Source organism: Streptomyces sp. NPDC021020, from assembly GCF_044333285.1.
Taxonomy (GTDB): domain Bacteria; phylum Actinomycetota; class Actinomycetes; order Streptomycetales; family Streptomycetaceae; genus Actinacidiphila.
This window is the reverse complement of the sequence record NZ_JBIRQQ010000005.1, coordinates 192,423-207,155: the sequence shown is the minus strand read 5'-3', so window position 1 is coordinate 207,155 and position 14,733 is coordinate 192,423. Positions and strand designations below refer to the sequence as shown.

The 14,733-nt window shown below is 73.6% G+C and carries 14 protein-coding genes; 2 read left to right on the top strand and 12 right to left on the bottom strand.

Annotated elements, in window-relative coordinates:
• Positions 1 to 13: 13 nt before the first annotated feature.
• From htpX to ACH4SL_RS16005, 11 genes are all read right to left on the bottom strand, one after another.
• The gene (gene htpX / locus ACH4SL_RS16055; RefSeq protein WP_398445718.1) at positions 14 to 871 is read right to left on the bottom strand and encodes a zinc metalloprotease HtpX; all 858 of its coding nucleotides are present in this window, start codon (positions 869 to 871) and stop codon (positions 14 to 16) included.
• A gap of 143 nt (positions 872 to 1,014) precedes the next feature.
• The gene (locus ACH4SL_RS16050) at positions 1,015 to 2,595 is read right to left on the bottom strand and encodes an NADH-quinone oxidoreductase subunit N (RefSeq protein WP_398445716.1); all 1,581 of its coding nucleotides are present in this window, start codon (positions 2,593 to 2,595) and stop codon (positions 1,015 to 1,017) included.
• Complete coding sequence (locus ACH4SL_RS16045; RefSeq protein ID WP_398445714.1) at positions 2,595 to 4,160, bottom strand: NuoM family protein; 1,566 nt, start codon at positions 4,158 to 4,160, stop codon at positions 2,595 to 2,597. The genes ACH4SL_RS16050 and ACH4SL_RS16045 overlap by 1 nt, the downstream gene beginning before the upstream one ends.
• A 9-nt stretch (positions 4,161 to 4,169) precedes the next feature.
• Positions 4,170 to 6,158 carry an NADH-quinone oxidoreductase subunit L gene (locus ACH4SL_RS16040; RefSeq protein WP_398445712.1) on the bottom strand — a complete coding sequence of 663 codons (1,989 nt, stop codon included), beginning with the start codon at positions 6,156 to 6,158 and terminating at the stop codon, positions 4,170 to 4,172.
• Complete coding sequence (nuoK, locus tag ACH4SL_RS16035) at positions 6,155 to 6,562, bottom strand: NADH-quinone oxidoreductase subunit NuoK (protein ID WP_398445710.1); 408 nt, start codon at positions 6,560 to 6,562, stop codon at positions 6,155 to 6,157. The genes ACH4SL_RS16040 and nuoK overlap by 4 nt, the downstream gene beginning before the upstream one ends.
• Positions 6,562 to 7,203 carry an NADH-quinone oxidoreductase subunit J gene (locus tag ACH4SL_RS16030; protein WP_398445708.1) on the bottom strand — a complete coding sequence of 214 codons (642 nt, stop codon included), beginning with the start codon at positions 7,201 to 7,203 and terminating at the stop codon, positions 6,562 to 6,564. The genes nuoK and ACH4SL_RS16030 overlap by 1 nt, the downstream gene beginning before the upstream one ends.
• Positions 7,200 to 7,775 carry a NuoI/complex I 23 kDa subunit family protein gene (locus ACH4SL_RS16025; RefSeq protein WP_398445706.1) on the bottom strand — a complete coding sequence of 192 codons (576 nt, stop codon included), beginning with the start codon at positions 7,773 to 7,775 and terminating at the stop codon, positions 7,200 to 7,202. Before ACH4SL_RS16025 ends, ACH4SL_RS16030 begins: the two co-directional genes overlap by 4 nt.
• Positions 7,776 to 7,778: 3 nt before the next feature.
• Positions 7,779 to 8,741 carry an NADH-quinone oxidoreductase subunit H gene (locus ACH4SL_RS16020; RefSeq protein ID WP_398445703.1) on the bottom strand — a complete coding sequence of 321 codons (963 nt, stop codon included), beginning with the start codon at positions 8,739 to 8,741 and terminating at the stop codon, positions 7,779 to 7,781.
• A complete protein-coding gene (locus tag ACH4SL_RS16015; protein ID WP_398445701.1) occupies positions 8,738 to 9,631 on the bottom strand; it encodes an NADH-quinone oxidoreductase subunit C in 894 nt (297 codons plus the stop codon). The genes ACH4SL_RS16020 and ACH4SL_RS16015 overlap by 4 nt, the downstream gene beginning before the upstream one ends.
• On the bottom strand, positions 9,628 to 10,257 hold the full coding sequence (locus ACH4SL_RS16010) for an NADH-quinone oxidoreductase subunit B (RefSeq protein ID WP_398445699.1): 630 nt from the start codon (positions 10,255 to 10,257) through the stop codon (positions 9,628 to 9,630). The genes ACH4SL_RS16015 and ACH4SL_RS16010 overlap by 4 nt, the downstream gene beginning before the upstream one ends.
• A complete protein-coding gene (locus tag ACH4SL_RS16005) occupies positions 10,248 to 10,616 on the bottom strand; it encodes an NADH-quinone oxidoreductase subunit A (RefSeq protein WP_398445697.1) in 369 nt (122 codons plus the stop codon). Before ACH4SL_RS16005 ends, ACH4SL_RS16010 begins: the two co-directional genes overlap by 10 nt.
• 266 nt (positions 10,617 to 10,882) lie before the next feature.
• Between ACH4SL_RS16005 and ACH4SL_RS16000 the strand changes: the two genes are divergently transcribed.
• Together ACH4SL_RS16000 and ACH4SL_RS15995 are read left to right on the top strand one after the other, a co-directional pair.
• Positions 10,883 to 12,103 carry a sensor histidine kinase gene (locus ACH4SL_RS16000; RefSeq protein ID WP_398445694.1) on the top strand — a complete coding sequence of 407 codons (1,221 nt, stop codon included), beginning with the start codon at positions 10,883 to 10,885 and terminating at the stop codon, positions 12,101 to 12,103.
• 153 nt (positions 12,104 to 12,256) lie between these two features.
• Positions 12,257 to 13,579, top strand: a complete 1,323-nt coding sequence (locus ACH4SL_RS15995) for a sensor histidine kinase (protein WP_398446636.1) — start codon at positions 12,257 to 12,259, stop codon at positions 13,577 to 13,579.
• A 120-nt stretch (positions 13,580 to 13,699) separates the two neighbouring features.
• Here ACH4SL_RS15995 and ACH4SL_RS15990 read toward each other — a convergent pair whose 3' ends face one another.
• Positions 13,700 to 14,677, bottom strand: coding sequence for a zinc-binding alcohol dehydrogenase family protein (locus tag ACH4SL_RS15990; RefSeq protein ID WP_398445692.1), 978 nt, complete (start codon positions 14,675 to 14,677; stop codon positions 13,700 to 13,702).
• Positions 14,678 to 14,733: the final 56 nt, after the last annotated feature.

Here is a 14,733-nt window from a genome sequence, read left to right as displayed (position 1 = left end):
CGGGGGCCGGGGCTCAGCGGCGGCCGGCCATCTCCTCCAGCCGGGAGATGCGCTCGGCCATGGGCGGGTGGGTGGAGAAGAGCTTCGACGCGTCGCCGGGCCGGAAGGGGTTGGCGATCATCATGTGGCTCGCCGTCTCCAGCCGGGGCTCGGGCGGCAGCGGGAGCTGCTTGGTGCCCGCGTCGAGCTTGCGCAGGGCCGAGGCGAGCGCGAGCGGGTCGCCGGTGAGGCGGGCGCCGGACGCGTCGGCCTCGTACTCGCGGGAGCGGGAGACGGCGAGCTGGATGAGGGACGCGGCGAGCGGGCCGAGGATCATCATGAGCAGCATGCCGAGGATGCCGGGGCCGTCGTCGTCGTCGGAGCGGCCGACCGGGATCAGCCACGCGAAGTTGACCAGGAACATCACCACGGAGGCGAGCGCGCCCGCGATCGACGAGATGAGGATGTCGCGGTTGTAGACGTGGCTCAGCTCGTGGCCGATGACACCGCGCAGCTCGCGTTCGTCGAGGATGCGCATGATGCCGTCCGTGCAGCACACCGCGGCGTTTCGCGGATTGCGGCCGGTGGCGAACGCGTTGGGCGCCTCGGTCGGCGAGATGTAGAGCCGCGGCATGGGCTGCCGGGCGGTCGTCGACAGCTCGCGCACGATCCGGTAGAGCGCGGGGGCCTCGATCTCGCTGACGGGGCGGGCGCGCATCGCGCGCAGCGCCAGCTTGTCGCTGTTCCAGTACGCGTACGCGTTCGTACCGAGGGCGATGACGAGAGCCACGATGAGCCCGGTGCGGCCGAAGAAGCTGCCGATGACCAGGATGAGTGCGGACAGTCCACCGAGGAGTACGGCGGTCTTCAACCCGTTGTGCCGGCGGTGCACGTGCGCCCTCCACATTCTGCGGTGTGTGCCCCGGGGGACCTCCCCCTAAGGAAAACCTCCTGCCCTGCTCAACGCCACCCGGCAGCCGCTAGTTCCCTTGTGCGTTCCGGCACGCACGCGCCGCGCCCGCCACGGGGCCCGGCTCAGAGCAGGCTGCCCTGCGCGAAGCGCAGGACGAGCTGCGGGGCGCCGGACAGCGCGAGGCCCGCGGCCGCGGTGAGCGCGACCGCGGCGCCCAGCGCGAAGGGCGTACGGACCACGGCGGCCTCCCCCACCGCCACCGGTGCGGACTCCGGGGCGCGGGCGAAGAGCAGGGCCGTCCAGCGCAGGTAGTAGACGAGCGCGATGACGACGTTCACGGCCATGACCACCGCGAGCCAGCCGTGCTGCGTCCCGACCGCTGTGGAGAAGACCGCGACCTTCGCGAACAGTCCGATCACGCCGGGCGGCAGCCCGGCCAGGCACAGCAGGAAGAAGGCGAGCGCCAGGGCCGCGGCGGGGCGGCGGGCGTGCAGGGCGCGGTAGTCGGCGAGCCGGCTGAGCGGCGCGGTGCGCTCGACGAGGGCGACGACGGCGAAGGCGCCGAGGTTGACCACCGCGTACATGAGCGCGTACGCGACGGTGGTGCCGATCTCGTGCGCGGGGTCGTCGGCGGACGCGGCCGCGGCCATCGGCACCAGCAGATACCCGGCCTGCCCGATCGACGACCAGGCCAGCAGGCGTACGGCGCCGCGGGAGACGTCGGGGCGCTGCCGCAGGGCGCCGACGTTGCCGACGGTCATGGTGAGCGCGGCCAGCACCCCGATCGCCGGGCCCCACGCGTGCGCGTACGGGCGGAAGCCGACGACGACCAGCAGGATCAGCCCGGAGAAGCCCGCGGCCTTGCCGACGACCGACAGGTACGCGGCGATCGGCAGCGGCGCGCCCGCGTACGTGTCGGGCACCCAGAAGTGGAAGGGCGCGACGGCGAGCTTGAAGGCGAAGCCGACGATGGTGAGGGCGACGCCGACGTGGGCGACGGTGTAGAGCGGGCCGGCGTCGGTGAGCGGGAGGGCGGAGCCGATCTGCGCGAGGAAGAGGGTGCCGGAGGAGGCGTAGACGAAGCTGACGCCGAGCAGCGCGACCGCGGTGGCCGTGACCGAGGTCAGGAAGAACTTGAGCGCGGCCTCGCTGGAGTGCCTGTCGTCGCGGCGCAGGCCGACGAGCGCGAAGGCGGGCAGCGTCGTCACCTCCAGGGCGACGATGAGCGTGGCCAGGTCGCGGGCGGCGGGCAGCAGCGCGGCGCCGGTGACGGACGACAGCAGCAGGAACCAGTATTCGCCGGCGGGCATCTCGTCGAGGGTGCTGATCGACAGCAGCGTGGTGAGCAGGGCGCCGCCGAGCACCAGCGCCTGGATCGCCAGCGTGAAGTGGTCGGTGACGTAGGAGCAGTCGGCGGTGTGCGGGCTCTGGCTCCGCGTCTGGCAGAAGGTCGCGCTGGGGCCGCCCCGCAGCGGGACGAGGGCGAGCCCGGCGGCGAGCAGGCCGGCCGCGGTGATCCAGCCGAGCAGCACCTTGCGGGCGGGCGGCAGGAAGAGGTCGGCGACCAGGACGGCGACGGCGAGGGCGGCCGGAATGAGAACGGGGCCGAGCGGGCTCCAGTCGACGTGCTGCGCGAAGCCGGCGGCCTGGGTGACGGCGGGGGCCGGGAGGTGCGCGGGCGCCGGGACGTGGGCGAATGCCATCAGTGGCCTCCGAGCAGGGAGCGTACGGCCGGGTCGGTGAGCCCGAGGAGGGCCGCGGGCCAGAGCCCGGCCAGCACGGTGAGGACGGCCAGCGGCGTCCAGGCGGCGAATTCGTAGCCGCGGACGTCGGCGAGGGCGGGGCGCAGCTCGGTGGTCTCCTTGTCGCCCATGCAGACCCGGCGGACGACGGTCAGCAGGTAGGCCGCGGTGAGCAGCGTCCCGAAGGCGGCGACGGCGGTGAAGACCAGGTACGCGGGGCGGCTGAGGTCGGCGGCGGGCTTGAAGGAGCCGAACATCGCGAGCATCTCGCCCCAGAAGCCGGCCAGGCCCGGGAGTCCGAGCGAGGCGACGGCGGCGAAGGCGAGCAGGCCGCCCAGGCGCGGGGCGCGGCCGTAGAGGGCGGCGCCGGTGCGGCCGGCGAGCTGGTCGAGGTCGGAGGAGCCGTAGCGGTCCTTGAGCGCGCCGACGAGGAAGAAGAGCAGGCCGGTGATCAGGCCGTGGGCGATGTTGGCGAAGAGGGCGCCGTTGACGCCGGTCGGGTTGAGGGAGGCGATGCCGAGCAGCACGAAGCCCATGTGGCCGACGGAGGAGTAGGCGATGAGGCGCTTGAGGTCGCCGCCGTTGCCCTGGCGGGCGAGCTGGAGGCAGGCGAGCGAGCCGTAGACGATGCCGACGACCGCGAAGGCGGCCAGGTAGGGGGCGAACGTCTGTATGCCGCCCGGCGTGTCGGGCAGCACGATGCGGACGAGGCCGTACGTGCCCATCTTGAGCAGCACGCCCGCGAGCAGCACGGAGCCGACGGTGGGGGCCGCGGTGTGGGCGTCCGGGAGCCAGCTGTGCAGGGGCCACATCGGGGCCTTGATCGCGAGGCCGGTGCCGATGGCCAGAACGGCGATGACCTGCGTGGAGTGACCGAGGTGTGACCCGTTGTCAGTGGCGAGTGCCACCATGTCGAATGTGCCCGCTTTGATCCCGATCAGGAGCAGGCCGAGCAGCATGATCACGGAGCCGAGGAGCGTGTAGACGATGAAGCGCAGGGCCGAGCGTTCGCGGTCGCCGCCGCCCCAGCGGGCGATCAGGAAGTACATCGGGATGAGGACCGTCTCGAAGGCCAGGAAGAAGAGCATCAGGTCGAGGACGGCGAAGGTGGCCAGCGTGCCCGTCTCCAGCAGGAGCAGCAGGGCGACGAAGGATTTCGCCGAGCCGCCGGCCGGCAGGTGGAAGTAGGAGTAGAGCGCGCACAGGAAGGTCAGCAGCGCGGTCAGCACGAGGAGGGGGAGCGAGATGCCGTCGACACCGAGGTGGAAGTGGATCCGCAGTGCGGGGATCCAGCTGACGTCCGTACTGGCCTGCATCGTCGCGGGGTGGTCGTGGTCGAAGCCGGCCGCGAGGACGATCGCGAGGATCAGGACGGCGCCGGTGACGGTCACACCGTGGCGCAGGACGGCCTGGTCGGGGCCGCGGCCCTTCAGGCCGGGGGGCGGCGGGAGCAGGGCGCCGGCCGCGCCGAGCAGCGGGATCGCCACGAGCGCCACGAGGACGTACTGGAGGGCGGTGTCGTTCACGGGTTTCTCTCAGCCTCCGACGGCGACGAGGACGGCGAGCACCACGGCACCGGCCAGCAGCGCGCTGAGGTAGGTCTGGACGTTCCCGCTCTGCGCCTTGCGGACGGCCGCGCCGAGCAGCCCCGGGGCGCCGCCCGCACCGCGGACGTAGGTCTCGACGACCTGCCGGTCGAGGAAGCGGACGAGCGAGGCGGCGGCCAGGACGGGGCGGACGAAGAGCGCGGCGTAGACGGCGTCCAGCCGGAAGCCGTGCGCGGCGAGCGGGTGCAGCGGGCCGAGCAGCGTGCGGCCCGGGTCGGCGGGGTCGTCGGCGGCGGCGATGTCGCCGTAGATCTCCTTGTGCGTCGCGATCGCCTCGGCCTCGACGAGCGCGGGCTCGTCGTCGGGGTCGGCGGTGACGACGGCCCCGGCGGGTACGGCCCGGCGGGTCGCGGCCGCGCGGGACCAGACGGCGTAGGTGACGGCGACCCCGGCGAGGGCCAGGAAGGTGCCGAGGAGGGAGGTGAGCAGGGTCGGGCCGAGCGGGGCGCCGCCGAACCAGTCGGGCAGCTCGCGGTAGGCCAGGCCGCCGAAGGCGACGGTGGGGATGGCCAGCACCCACAGCACGCCGGTCATGACGAAGGGCTGGCGGCCGTGGTCGGGGGCGTCGGGGCCGCTGCCGCGGAAAGCCAGCAGGAAGAGCCGGCTCGCATAGGCGGCGGTGAGCAGCGCGGTCAGCAGGCCGGCGACGAGGACGGTCCAGCCCACCGCGGAGGGGACGTGCGCGGTGTCGCCGGAGGCGGCGTGCTCGGCGGCGCGCAGCACGGACTCCTTGGAGAAGAAGCCGGACAGCGGCGGCAGGGCGGCGAGCGCGGCCAGCGCCAGGCCCATCGTCCACATCGCGTCGGGCACGCGCTTGCTCAGCTTGCCCATGCGGGACATGGCGGTGAGGGAGTTGGTGCCGGCGGCGTGGATGACGACGCCCGCGCCCAGGAAGAGCAGCGCCTTGAAGGCGCCGTGGGACAGGAGGTGGAAGACGGCGGCGTCGCGGTTGCCGACGGCGAGCGCGCCGGCCATGTAGCCGAGCTGGCCGATCGTGGAGTAGGCGAGCACGCGCTTGATGTCGTCCTGCGCGAGGGCGGCGAGCGCGGAGCCGACCATCGTCACGGCGGCCATCACGGCGAGGACGGCGAGCGCGGCGGCGGACGCGGTGAAGACCGGCAGCAGCCGGGCCACCAGGTAGATGCCCGCGGCGACCATCGTGGCGGCGTGGATGAGCGCCGAGACGGGGGTCGGGCCGGCCATCGCGTCGGGCAGCCAGGTGTGCAGCGGGAATTGCGCGGATTTGCCGGCGACCCCGGCGAGCAGCAGCAGCGCGATCACGGTCGGGTGATGCAGCTGCCCGTGCGCGGTCGCGTCGAGGATGCCGGTGATCCGGAAGGTGTGCGCGTCGGCGGCGAGCGCGAACACCCCGATGAGGAAGGGGACGTCGCCGAGCTTGGTGACGAGGAAGGCCTTGATCGAGGCGGCGCGCGCGGCCTCGGTCTCCCAGTAGTGCCCGACCAGGAAGTAGGAGCAGATGCCCATGACCTCCCAGCCGACGAGCAGCACCATCAGGTCGCCGGTGTAGACGACGAGCAGCATCGCCGCGGTGAAGAGCGAGACGAGCGCGGCGTACGACGGGTAGCGCGCGTCGTGCCGCAGATAGGAGACGGAGTAGAGCTGCACGCAGGTGGCGACCAGGCCGACGAGGACGGCGACCAGCACCGAGAAACCGTCCAGGTGCAGGGCGAGGTCGATCGGCACCGAGCCGGTGACGGTCAGCCGGTGGGCGGCGTCGGTGGGCGCGCCGGTGCCCTGCCGGGCGGCGGTGATCGCGGCGAGCACGAAGGCGGCCGCGGTGGGCAGGACGGCGAGCGGCCGGACGAAGCCGGGTGCGCGCCGGCCGAGCAGCAGTCCGGCGGCCGCGCCCAGGAAGGGCAGCAGGGGGACGAGCGCGGCGGTGGCGGTCAGGGTCACGCGGTGGCCTCTGCCTTCCCGTCGCCGGCGGTGGCGGTGGCTCCCGCGGGCGGCGTGTCCGGCGGCTGGGGTCCGGCGCCGGTCCCGCCGTGAAGCGGGGGTTCGGCGAGGGCGGTGAGCCGGTCGATGTCGGAGCTGCCGCGGTGCCGGAAGACCAGCAGCACGATGGCCAGGCCCAGGCCGATCTCGGCGGCGGCGATGGTGATGGTGAAGAGGGTGAGTGCCTGGCCGGAGTGCAGGGTGTCGCCGAGCCAGGCGTCGAAGGCGACGAGGTTGAGGTTGACGGCGTTGAGCATGAGCTCGACGGACATCAGGACGAGGATCGCGTTGCGCCGGGCGAGCACCCCGTACAGGCCGACGCAGAAGAGGAGGACGGCGAGGACGGCGGGGTAGGCGACGTGCATCAGCGCTGCTCCTCGGGCCGGGGCGCGGGCGCGGCCTTGCCGCGGCGGGACAGCACGATCGCGCCGACCAGCGCGGCCAGCAGCAGCACCGACAGGGCCTCGAAGGGCAGCACCCAGTAGCGGAAGAGGCTCTCCCCGGTGAGGCGGGTGGAGCCCTTGGTGATCGTGACGGTGACGGGCTCGCCCTCGCTGTCGGTGCCCTGCTGGGTGTGCGGGGTGATCCAGCTGCTGCGGAAGCCGTCCAGCACCACCCACACCAGGGTGGCGGCGGAGGCGAGCGCGACACCGAGGGCGACGAGCCGGTTCTCGGAGTCCGCGTCGGGCGAGCGGCCGATCGGCGCCTTGGTGAGCATCAGGCCGAAGAGCAGGAGGACGACGACGGAGCCGACGTAGATGAGGACCTGCACCCAGGCGATGAACTCCGCGGTGAGCAGCAGGTACTCCACGGCCGTGCCGCCGAGCGCGACGACCAGCCACAGCGCGGCGTGCACGAGCTGCTTGGTGCTGACGGTCAGCACGGCCGCGCCCAGAGTGGCCAGGCCCACCAGGACGAAGGTGATCTCGACGCCGGTCGGGGAGAGGAAGCCGGGGTGGGACGCCGCGGCGGTGAAGGAGGCGAGGGAGGCGGAGGAGTGGTTCACGCGGGGCCGCCTCCGGGGGCGCCGGAGTCGCCGGTGTCCCGCGCGGCCGCGGCCTTCTCCGCGGCCTTGCGGGCGGCGGCGATCTCCTTCGGCTCCTCGGCCGCGGGGTCGAGCGCGGGCGGTTCGGGCACCGTCCACATCCACGCGCGCAGCTTGTCGCGCTCATGCGTGAGGTCCCGGATGTCGGTTTCCGCGTATTCGAACTCCGGTGACCAGAACAGCGCGTCGAAGGGGCACACCTCGATACAGATACCGCAGTACATGCACAGGGAGAAGTCGATCGCGAAACGGTCCAGGACGTTCCGGCTGCGCTCGCGCCCGCCGGGGGCGGCCGGCGGCGCGGTCTCCTTGTGCGAGTCGATGTAGATGCACCAGTCCGGGCACTCGCGCGCGCACAGCATGCACACCGTGCAGTTCTCCTCGAACAGCGCGATGACGCCGCGGCTGCGCGGCGGCAGGTCGGGCAGCGCGTCGGGGTACTGGTCGGTGACGGTGCGCCGGGTCAGGGTGCGCAGGGTGACGGCCAGGCCCTTGGCGAGGCCGGATCCGGGGATACGGGACGCGGGCGCCATGGCTTACGCGGTCACCACCTTCACGACGCCGGTGAGGGCGATCTGGGCGAGGGCGAGCGGGATGAGCACGGTCCACGCGAGCTTCTGGAGCTGGTCCTCGCGCAGCCGCGGGTAGCTGACCCGCAGCCAGATGACGACGAAGGACAGCAGTGCGGTCTTGAGCAGCGTCCACAGCCAGCCGACGGCGTCCGGGCCCGGACCGTGCCAGCCGCCGAGGAAGAGCACCGTGGTCAGGGCGCACAGCACCACGATCCCGGCGTATTCGGCGAGCAGGAACAGCGCGAAGCGCAGACCGGTGTATTCGGTGTAGGCGCCGAAGATGATCTCCGAGTCCGCGACCGGCATGTCGAACGGCGGGCGCTGCAGCTCGGCGAGGCCCGCGGTGAAGAAGACGACGGCGCCGACGAGCTGCCAGGGCGTCCACCACCAGTGGTAGCCGTCCAGGATCGCGGGCAGCGACAGGGTGCCGGCCGCCATCGCCACGGAGGCGGCGGCGAGCAGCATCGGCAGCTCGTACGCCAGCAGCTGGGCGGCTGTGCGCAGGCCGCCGAGCAGCGAGAACTTGTTGGCCGACGCCCAGCCCGCCATGAGCGAGCCGAGCACGCCGATGCCCATCACGGCCAGGACGAAGATCAGCCCGGCGTCCACCGCCTCGCCGACGAAGCCGTTCGGGCCCACCGGGATCGCGATCAGCACCAGCAGGTACGGCAGCAGCGCCACCGCGGGTGCGAGCTGGAAGACGCGCCGGTCGGCGTCGGCCGGGACGATGTCCTCCTTCTGGGCGAATTTCACGCCGTCCGCGACGAGCTGCGCCCAGCCGTGGAAGCCGCCCGCGTACATCGGGCCGAGCCGGCCCTGCATGTGCGCCATGACCTTGTGCTCGGTCTGGCCGACCAGCAGCGGGAGGACCAGGAAGACGACGAGGACGGCGACGAGGCGCAGGACGACGTCGAGCGGGTCGCTCATGCGCTGTCGCCTCCTTCGGCGGGCGGTTCGTTCGGGGCGGGGCGTTCCGGGGCGGGCGGCTCACCCGGGGCGGGGCGTTCCGGGGCCGGGCGTTCCGGGCGGACAGGGCGCTGCCAGGGGGCGTCCGGGGTCGGGGGCGCGGGCGGGGCCTGCGGCTCCGCGGGGGGCTCCGGGCGGGCCTGGCTCGCGGAGCCGTCGCTCGCGCTGCGGTTGCGCCGCGGCGGACGCTCGGCCGTACCCGTACCGGAGGCCCCGGCGGCCCCTGCGGCGCGGGGCGGGCGGGCGGTGCGGGCCGGGCGCGCCGGGGCGGCCGGGAGCTGCCCCTTGAGCGGGCCCCACTCGTTCGGGTCCGGCACCCCCGGCGGCTGCATCTGCCGCCGCTTGGGCCCGCCGTCGTGCGACTCCCCCGGCTCCTTCGCGCCGGGCCACGCCTTGGCGACGCGGGCGGCGAGCACGAAGTCCTTGCGCAGCGGGTGCCCCTCGAACTCCTCCGGGAGCAGCAGCGGGGCGAGCCCGGGGTGGCCGGTGAAAGCGACGCCGAACATCTCGTGCGTCTCCCGCTCGTGCCAGTCCGCGCCCGGGTAGACGCCGGTCGCGGTGTCGAGCGCGGGCGCGTCGTGCCCGACCGCCGTCCGCAGCAGCAGCCGCCGTACGGGGCCGGGTCCGTCGCTCAGCGCGGCCAGGTGCGCGCACACCAGGAAGCCGGTGCCCGGCTCGTCGACGGCGCTCAGCCAGTCGAAGAAGGTGCAGCCCAGCTCGTCGCGCGCGGTGGTCAGCGCCGCGACCCAGGAGGCGGCGGGCACGTCCACCGTGAGCAGGTCGTACGCCTCCTCGGCAACGGCGTCCGGGCCGAAGATCTCCGCGGCCTCGCGCGGCAGCCACCCCGTCATGCCGGGCCCTCGGCCGGGCCGGGCGCGGTCGGCGGGGTGACCAGGCCGGAGGCCAGCGCGCCCGCGGACGGGCGGGGCGCGGCGTAGCGCTCGCTCGTCGACTCGCGGGCGATCTTCTCCTGGAGCTTGAGGATGCCCTGGAGCAGCGCCTCGGGCCGCGGCGGGCAGCCGGGCACGTACACGTCGACGGGGATGATCTGGTCGACGCCCTTCGTCACGGAGTACGAGTCCCAGTAGGGGCCGCCGCAGTTGGAGCAGGCGCCGAAGGAGATCACGTACTTCGGCTCGGGCATCTGCTCGTAGAGCCGCTTGACGGCCGGGGCCATCTTGTCGGTCACCGTGCCGGACACGACCATCAGGTCGGCCTGCCGGGGGCCGGGTGCGAAGGGGATGACGCCGAGCCGGATGAAGTCGTGCTTGGCCATGGAGGCCGCGATGAACTCGATCGCGCAGCAGGCCAGGCCGAAGTTGAAGACCCACAGGCTGTAGCGGCGGCCCCAGTTCAGGACCACCTTCAGCGGCTCGGGCGCGAGCCGGGCGAGCGGGCCCAGCCGGCGCGGCTCGGGCAGCAGCTCGGGCGCGGGGCCGGGCTCCGCAGGGGCGCTCTCCGCCGGGGTCAGGTCCATTCCAGCACGCCCTTCTTCCACGCGTAGAGCAGCCCGACCGCCAGGAAGCCCAGGAAGACGAACATCTCCGCCAGCGTCGCCGTCCCGAAGCCGGGCGCCGCGAAGACCGTCGCCCACGGGAAGAGGAAGATCGCGTCGACCGCGAAGATCACGTAGAGGTAGGCGTAGACGTAGTAGCGGACCTGGGTGTGGGCCCAGTCGCCGCCGACCGGGTCGACCCCGCACTCGTACGTGAGCAGCTTCTCCGGCGTCGGCACGACCGGGCGCAGCAGGCGGCCGGACGCGAAGGCGACGGACACGAAGAGCACGCCGACGACCGCGACCAGGCCGACGACCGCGTAGCCGTGGAAGTAGTCCACGTCCGTCCGCCCCTCGTTGACTCGTACGCTCGTTCACCGATCGGCCGGAAACCCGCGCTGTCCAGCGTTCCGCGCATTCTTTTGCCGATCCAGCGGGATCTTTAGCCGATCTATACGGAGGGAGTCTAGGCCCTGGCCCTTCCGCCGCTCCCCGCCGCGTCCCTCCCCGTGCCCCCCGCCCGGCCCGGCCACCTGGGGATAACCCCACCCCGGCCCACCCACCCACCCCATGGCGCGAAACCGCCCCCGCCCGGCAGGCTGGGGACATGAACGCCTCGCCACCCACCGCGACCGGCGCGCGCGGAGCCGGCCGCGCCGACGACCTGTACGGCCGCCCCGCCGCGGCCGACGCGCCCCTTCCGCCCCCGCGTTTCGCCTTCGACGCGGTGACGTGGAAGGAGATCCTGAACCTGCTGCTCAACCTCCCGATGGGGATCGTCGGCTTCGTCTACGTCGTGACGACGCTGTCGATCGGCGCGGGCCTGTCCGTCACGGTCGTCGGCCTGCCGCTGCTCGCCTTCGGGCTGGTCGGCTGCCGCGTCCTCGGCTCCGTCGAGCGGGCGCTCGCCCGCACGCTGCTGGGCGTCCACGTCGAGTCGCCGCGCCCGCTGCGGCCCAGCACCTTCGGCTTCCTGCAGTGGCTGTGGATGGTGCTCAAGGACCCGGTGGCCTGGCGCACCGCGCTCTATCTGGCGATCCGGCTGCCGTGGGGCGTCTTCACCTTCAGCGTGACGCTGACCTCGCTGTTCGTGGCGTGGCCGATCCTGCCCTTCCTCGCCCGCGGGATGTCCTCGGTCGACCGGGCGCTGGTGCGCGGGCTGCTCCAGCCGTCCGACGAGCTGGAGCGGCGCATCGCCGAACTGGAGGCGGACCGCGGGGTCGTCGTCGACACCGCGTCGGCGGACCTGCGGCGCATCGAGCGCGACCTGCACGACGGGGCGCAGGCCCGGCTCGTCGCCCTCGCGATGGACCTCGGTCTCGCGCGGGAGAAGCTGCTCGAGGACCCGGAGGCCGCGGCGCGCATGGTGGACGAGGCGCACGGCGAGGTCAAGGTCGCGCTCCAGGAGCTGCGCGATCTCGCGCGCGGGATCCATCCCGCGATCCTGACCGACCGCGGGCTCGACGCGGCGCTGTCGTCGGTCGCCGGGCGCTGCACCGTGCCGGTCGCGGTGACGGTGGACCTGCCGACGCGGCCGGCGGAGGCGATCGAGGGCATCGCGTACTTCACGGTGTCGGAACTCTTGCAGAACGTGAGCAAGCACAGCGGCGCCGCGCGGGCCTCGGTGGACGTGTGGCAGTCGCAGGACCGCCTCATGATCCAGGTGCGCGACGACGGGCGCGGCGGGGCGAGCCTCGCGGGCGGCTCAGGGCTTTCCGGGCTGACGGAGCGGCTCGACTCCGTCGACGGGCTGTTCGTGGTCGACTCCCCCGCCGGAGGGCCCACCGTCGTCACGGCGGAGCTCCCGTGGCGCGGGCGCCCGGTCTGACGCACGGGGACCGGGCGGCCTTCCTGACGCCCGTGGTCCCGGTGGTGGGGGGATAGCCCCACCCCGGAAAGGGCGGGCCGCCGCATGGGCGGGAGCGGGCCGAAAGGCCAAGGTGGAGACATGAGCACGATCCCCGAGAGGACGGTACCGATCATGGCGTACGGCCCCGCGTCGCAGTCATCCCCCGAGAGGGAGACGCACCGCCTCCCCCTCCCGCTGAGGGCACCGTTCCAGGCGCGGACGTGGCGCGAGTTCGGCTACTCGCTGCTGAACCTCCCGGTCGCGATCGTCGGCTTCGTCTGGACGGTCACGATGCTCGCGCTGAGCGCGGGCCTGATGATCACGTTCGTCGGGCTGCCGCTGCTCGTCGTGTCGCTGCTGGGGTGCCGGGCGATCGGGCGGACGGAGCGGGCGCGGGCCCGCCGGCTGCTGTGGCTGGAGGTGGACGAGCCGGGCCCCGTCCGCACCAAGGGCAAGGGCTTCCTCGCCCGCGTCGGCGCCCAGGTCGGCAGCGGCGTGAACTGGCGGCACGCGGTCTACACGCTGGTGCACTTCCCGTGGGGCGTCATCAGCTTCTGCGTCTCGGTCAACTTCATGGTGTACGGCTGGGGCCTGCTGACGTACCCGCTGTGGCAGTGGGTCTTCCCGACGTACACCGATCAGCAGGGCCTGGAGATCTACGACAACGGCACGCACGGCTGGTCGCTGCACACCCCGGCGGACCTCGCGCTGGCCGTGGTGGTCGGCGCGCTGCTGGTGCTGCTCACGCCGTGGCTGATCCGCGGGATGGCGCACGTCGACCGGCTGCTGGTGCTGGGGCTGCTCGGGCCGTCCCGGCTGGACGACCGGGTCACGGAGCTGGAGGCGGACCGCGGGACGGTCGTGGACACCGCGTCGGCGGACCTGCGGCGTATCGAGCGCGACCTGCACGACGGGGCGCAGGCCCGGCTGGTGGCGCTCGCGATGGACCTCGGCCTGGCGAAGGAGAAGCTGCTGGAGGACCCGGCGGCGGGCGCGGTGATGGTCGAGGAGGCGCACGGCGAGGTCAAGATCGCCCTCCAGGAGCTGCGCGACCTGGCCCGCGGCATTCACCCGGCGATCCTCACCGACCGGGGCCTGGGCCCGTCGCTGTCCGCGGTCGCTGCCCGCTGCACCGTGCCGGTCGCGGTGACGGTGGACCTGCCGGCGCGGCCGGTGCCGGCGATCGAGGGCATCGCGTACTTCACGGTGTCGGAGCTGCTGCAGAACGTCAGCAAGCACAGCGGGGCGTCGCGGGCGACGGTCGACGTGTGGCAGGTCGAGGACCGGCTGATGGTGAACGTCACGGACAACGGCCGCGGCGGCGCGGGCCTGGACGCCGGTTCGGGCCTGGCGGGGCTGGCCGAGCGGCTGGACTCGGTGGACGGCGTCCTCGCCGTCGACTCCCCCGCGGGCGGCCCGACCCGTATCACCGCCGAACTCCCCTGGCGCGCCTGACCCGGGGCCGCGCCCTGGCCGCACTCGCAGGGGCTGCGCCCGTAAAGACCGCACCCTCCGCCCATCCCCCTGGGCGGAGGGTGCTGCCCTTCCCCCGCGGCGCCCGCGCGGGAAAGCCGCTCAGCCCAGCCGCGGGTTCACCGCCAGCAGGGTCTTGCCGACGTTGCGGCCCGCGCGCATCGCCTCGTGCGCCTCGGCCGCGCGGTCCAGGGGCAGCTCGGCGGAGATGTCGAGCCGGATCGTCCCGGCGGCGAGCAGCGCGAACGCGGACAGCGCGTGGCCGCGGACGGTACGCGGGGCGCGGCGGGCGAGGTCGCCGATGTTGTAGCCGGCCAGCGACCGGTTGCTCTTCCAGAACGGCAGCACCGGCAGCGTCAGGTCGGGTTCGCGCGCGGCCTCCCCGTAGACGGCAAGGCGGCCGAAGGGCGCGAGCAGTGCCAGGCTGCTGAGCCGGGTCTGGCCGCCGACGGGGTCGAGGACGACGTCGATGTCCCGCAGCCGGTCGGCGAAGTCGGAGCGCAGGTGGACCGCGTCGTAGCCGAAGCGCTTGGCGTATTCGGCCTTCTCGGCGGAGCCGACCGTGCCGTGCACGACGGCGGCCCCGAGCGCCCGGGAAATCTGCGCGGCGGCCGAGCCGACCCCGCCGGCGGCGGCGTGGATGAGGACGGTCTCGCCGGCCCGCAGCCTGGCCGCGCCGGTGAGCACGCCGTAGGCGGTGGTGAGGACGAGCGCCGCGCCGCCGCCCTCGCGCAGCGGGATGCCGTCCAGCGGGAAGACGAATTCGGCGGGCGCGACGGCGTACTCGGCGTAGCCGCCGCCGTCGGGCAGATACGCGGCGACCGGGTCGCCGACCGCGAGCCCGCTGACGCCGGAGCCGAGCGCGGCGATCTCGCCGGAGACCTCCAGGCCCGGCACGTCGACGCCGCCGGGCCCCTCGGGCGGCCCGAAGTCGCCCAGGACGTGCTGGAGCTCGCCGTAGTTGACGCCCGCCCAGGCGACCTCGATCAGCACCTGGCCGGGCCCCGGCGCGGGGGTCCGCACCTCCTGCGGCCGCAGTACCTCGGGGCCGCCGTTGACATCGAATCCCACCGCGTGCACACGCACTCCTCTCCCCGGCCGCCGGCGACATCGGTCGCGGCGGCCACCCGGCATTC

What these genes read in the sequence shown, in the direction of transcription:
- ACH4SL_RS16050 (WP_398445716.1), bottom strand. Translation starts at nt 2,595, where the DNA reads ATGGCATTCGCCCACGTCCCGGCGCCCGCGCACCTCCCGGCCCCCGCC.
- nuoK (WP_398445710.1), bottom strand. Translation starts at nt 6,562, where the DNA reads ATGCACGTCGCCTACCCCGCCGTCCTCGCCGTCCTCCTCTTCTGCGTC.
- ACH4SL_RS16025 (WP_398445706.1), bottom strand. Translation starts at nt 7,775, where the DNA reads ATGGCGCCCGCGTCCCGTATCCCCGGATCCGGCCTCGCCAAGGGCCTG.
- ACH4SL_RS16020 (WP_398445703.1), bottom strand. Translation starts at nt 8,741, where the DNA reads ATGAGCGACCCGCTCGACGTCGTCCTGCGCCTCGTCGCCGTCCTCGTC.
- ACH4SL_RS16015 (WP_398445701.1), bottom strand. Translation starts at nt 9,631, where the DNA reads ATGACGGGGTGGCTGCCGCGCGAGGCCGCGGAGATCTTCGGCCCGGAC.
- ACH4SL_RS16010 (WP_398445699.1), bottom strand. Translation starts at nt 10,257, where the DNA reads ATGGACCTGACCCCGGCGGAGAGCGCCCCTGCGGAGCCCGGCCCCGCG.
- ACH4SL_RS16000 (WP_398445694.1), top strand. Translation starts at nt 10,883, where the DNA reads ATGAACGCCTCGCCACCCACCGCGACCGGCGCGCGCGGAGCCGGCCGC.
- ACH4SL_RS15995 (WP_398446636.1), top strand. Translation starts at nt 12,257, where the DNA reads ATGGCGTACGGCCCCGCGTCGCAGTCATCCCCCGAGAGGGAGACGCAC.